The following is a 3,598-nucleotide window of genomic DNA, read 5'->3' as shown; positions in this document are numbered from 1 at the left end:
CGGTGGCGGTCACGGCGTCGCCTCCGCTGCGGCCGCAGCACCGGGCAGCCGTCCGCTGGCGCGGCGCGCGATTCTGAGTCTGGAGATCGTCATCGGGGATGGATAGACGAAACACAACCAAATCGGTTCGTAACTGTGCAAGTATTGTCCTACTCGCTCGATTTTATGCCATTAGGGGTGGGAAACCACAGCACGATGAGCGAACATACACATCGAAACGGCTCCGGGGGTGTCGCCGGGCATGGGTGACGGCGTCGTCCCGGGGGAGGTCATTCCCGGGAGCGGCAGCGTGCTGCTGAACGAGGGGCGGGAGTGTGCCACGGTCTCCGTCGCGAACACCGGCGACCGCCCCGTACAGGTCGGGTCGCACTTCCACTTCTTCGAGGCCAACGCCGCGCTCCGCTTCGACCGCGAAGCGGCGTTCGGGATGCGGCTGGACGTGCCCGCCGGCACGGCCGTCCGGTTCGAACCGGGGGACGAGCAGACCGTCGACCTCGTCGCAATCGGCGGGGACCGTCGCGTGCGTGGACTGAACGGGATGGTCGAGGGGAGTGTCGACGTCGACCCGGGCGAGGCACTCGACCGGCTGCGCGCGGCCGGGTTCGCCGACACCGGCCGGCCAGCCGACGGGACAGGGAGCGGCGGACCGACTGACGGGGCCGGCGGCGACCCGGGGGACTCAGAATGACGCGCGAACTCGACCGCGAGGCGTACGCCGACCTCTACGGGCCGACGGTCGGCGACAGGGTCCGCCTCGGGGACACCGACCTGCTCGTCGAGGTGGAGGCGGACCACCGGACGCCCGGCGACGAAGCAGTCTTCGGCGGCGGGAAGACGCTCCGGGACGGCCTCGGGATGTCTCCCGACACCACCAGCGCCGAGGGTGCCCTCGACTGGGTCATCACGAACGCCACCGTCTTCGATCCGGTTCTGGGCGTGGTCGCCGGCGACATCGGCATCCGGAACGGAGAGATTGCGGGCGTGGGCAAGGCCGGGAACTCCGACACGATGGACGGCGTGGACATGGTCGTCGGGCCCTCGACGGACGTCTATCCCGCCGAGGGGAAGATTGCGACCGCGGGCGGCCTCGACGTCCACGTGCACTGGAACTCCGCGCAACTCCACGAGCACGCGCTCGCGTCCGGCGTCACGACGATGCTCGGCGGCGGGTTCGGCGGCGGGGCGACGACGTGCACGCCCGGCCCCGAGAACGTCCAGCGGTTCCTGCAGGCAGCGGAGGCGTGGCCGGTCAACGTCGGATTCTACGGGAAGGGCAACGCCTCGGACCCGGAGCCGCTGCGCGAACAGGTCGAAGCCGGCGTCTGCGGGCTGAAACTCCACGAGGACTGGGGGTCGATGCCGGCCGCCATCGACACCGCGCTGTCGGTCGCCGACGAGGAGGACGTCCAGGTCTGCATGCACACGGACACGCTCAACGAGGCGGGGTTCCTGGAGAACACGTTCGACGCCGTCGGCGACCGCGCCATCCACCTCTTCCACATCGAGGGCGCCGGCGGCGGCCACGCGCCCGACATCATGGAACTGGTGGGCGAACCCAACGTCCTGCCGTCGTCGACGAACCCCTCGATGCCGTACACGGACAACACGTTCGAGGAACACCTCGACATGGTGATGGTGTGTCACCACCTCAACCCGGACGTCCCCGAGGACGTCGCGTTCGCCGAATCCCGGGTCCGTGCCGAGACCATTGCCGCCGAGGACGTGCTGCACGACGAGGGCGCGATCTCGATGATGACCTCCGACGCCCAGGCGATGGGCCGGATGGCCGAAGTCGTCTCCCGCACCTGGCAGACCGCCTCGAAGATGAAGGCCCAGCGCGGCCCGCTCCCCCCGGACGACGGGACGGGCGCCGACAACTTCCGCGCGAAGCGCTACCTCGCGAAGTACACGATCAACCCCGCCGTCTCGGCCGGCATCGACGAGTACGTCGGTACGCTCGAACCCGGGAAACTCGCCGACGTCGTGCTCTGGGACCCGGCGTTCTTCGGCGCGAAACCCGCGATGACGTTCAAGGGCGGGTTCCCGGTGCACTCCGAGATGGGGGAGGCCAACGGCTCGCTGATGACCTGCGAGCCGATTCGCCAGCGCGAACGCGCAGGCGCCGTCGGGACGGCCCGGCACGCGCTCTCGCTGACGTTCGTCTCCCCGGCGGCCGCCGAGGCGGGCGTCGGCGACGAGTACGGCCTCGACACGCCCGTCGTGCCGGTGTCGGGGACGCGGACGCTCGGCAAGGACAGCATGCTGTACAACGAGAACTGCCCCGACGACGTCGACGTCGACCCCGAGACGTTCGAGGTGCGCGTCGACGGCGACGTCGTCACCTGTGAACCGGCGTCGGAACTGCCACTCGCACAACGGTACCTGCTATGAAACTCACGCCCAAGGAGGAGGAACGGCTGACGGTGTTCACGGCGGCAGAGGTCGCGCGGCGCCGCAGGGACCGCGGCGTCCCGCTGAACCACCCGGAAGCGGTCGCGTACGTCAGCGACTGGTGCATCGAGCGCGCTCGCGACGGGCACTCCGTGGCGGCCATCCAGTCGGCAGCGACCCAGTTGCTCGGCCGCGAGGACGTGATGGACGGCGTCCCCAGCATGATCGACATGATCCAGGTGGAGCCGGTGTTCCCGGACGGCACGAAACTGGTCACCGTCCACGACCCCATTCGCGCCGACAGTGTCGCGGACGGCGACCCGCTCCGCGAGGACGGGGAGGGCGGCCAGTGACCACCACACGTCATCCGCGGGGGGCGGAGAAATGAGTCTGACCCACCGCGACGTGGCGACTGTCGGCGTCGGCGGCCCCGTCGGGTCCGGGAAGACGAGCCTGCTCACCGAACTCGTTCCGCGGCTGCGCGAGCAGGGACTGGACGTCGGCGTCGTCGCCAACGACATCCTCACGCAGGCGGACGCCGACCGCCTCCGCGAGCGGTTCGCCGGCGTGGTCCCCGAGGACCTCGTGGCGGGCGTGGAGACTGGGGCGTGCCCGCACACGGGCATCCGCGAGGACCCGTCGATGAATCTCAGGCAGATCGAGGCGTTCCTCGAGGACTACCCCGACCTGGACGTCGTCCTGGTGGAGAGCGGCGGCGACAACCTCGCGGCGACGTTCAACCCGGAACTGGCGGACTACTCGCTGTACGTCATCTCGGTCGCGGAGGGCGACGACATTCCGCGGAAGCGCGGCCCGGGCGTCGTCGACTGCGACCTCCTCGTGGTGAACAAAACGGACCTGGCGCCCCACGTCGGCGCGGACCTCGACGTGATGCGCGCGGACGCCGACGAGGTCCGGGACGGCCCAGTCGTGTTCACGAACTGCAAGGCGAGCGACGGCGTCGAGGACGTGCTCACGCACGTCCGGGACGGGGTGTTGTTCGCCTGATGGCGGCCGACGCCCCGTCATCGACCGACGACGGACACCTCCCGCATCCGGCGTTCGAGGGGTACGCGGCAGGACGGACACATATCTATGTACGACGTACGCACTCGTCGGGTGGTGTCCGTCCCAAATATGTGGCAGCTCCACCACGGAAGCCGAGAAAACAGATGTCGACAAGCTGGTGCGTATACACTCAACTACG

The 3,598-nt window shown here is 69.3% G+C and carries 4 protein-coding genes; all 4 read left to right on the top strand.

Annotated elements, in window-relative coordinates:
• Nucleotides 1-241 precede the first annotated feature (241 nt).
• From GRX66_RS17415 to ureG, 4 genes are read left to right on the top strand one after another with little or no spacing between them, the layout of a single operon-like run.
• Nucleotides 242-688, top strand: coding sequence for an urease subunit beta (locus GRX66_RS17415; protein ID WP_159527643.1), 447 nt, complete (start codon nucleotides 242-244; stop codon nucleotides 686-688).
• The gene (gene ureC / locus GRX66_RS17410; protein ID WP_159527642.1) at nucleotides 685-2,391 is read left to right on the top strand and encodes an urease subunit alpha; all 1,707 of its coding nucleotides are present in this window, start codon (nucleotides 685-687) and stop codon (nucleotides 2,389-2,391) included. The genes GRX66_RS17415 and ureC overlap by 4 nt, the downstream gene beginning before the upstream one ends.
• Entirely contained in the window at nucleotides 2,388-2,744 is a 357-nt protein-coding gene (locus tag GRX66_RS17405; protein WP_159527641.1) for an urease subunit gamma, read from the top strand. Before ureC ends, GRX66_RS17405 begins: the two co-directional genes overlap by 4 nt.
• 31 nt (nucleotides 2,745-2,775) lie before the next feature.
• On the top strand, nucleotides 2,776-3,399 hold the full coding sequence (ureG, locus tag GRX66_RS17400; RefSeq protein WP_159527640.1) for an urease accessory protein UreG: 624 nt from the start codon (nucleotides 2,776-2,778) through the stop codon (nucleotides 3,397-3,399).
• Nucleotides 3,400-3,598 lie beyond the last annotated feature (199 nt).

This window comes from Halobacterium bonnevillei (assembly GCF_009831555.1).
GTDB classification, from domain to species: Archaea; Halobacteriota; Halobacteria; order Halobacteriales; family Halobacteriaceae; genus Halobacterium; species Halobacterium bonnevillei.
Note: the sequence above shows the minus strand (reverse complement) of the source record. Positions and strands in the feature narration are given on the sequence as shown.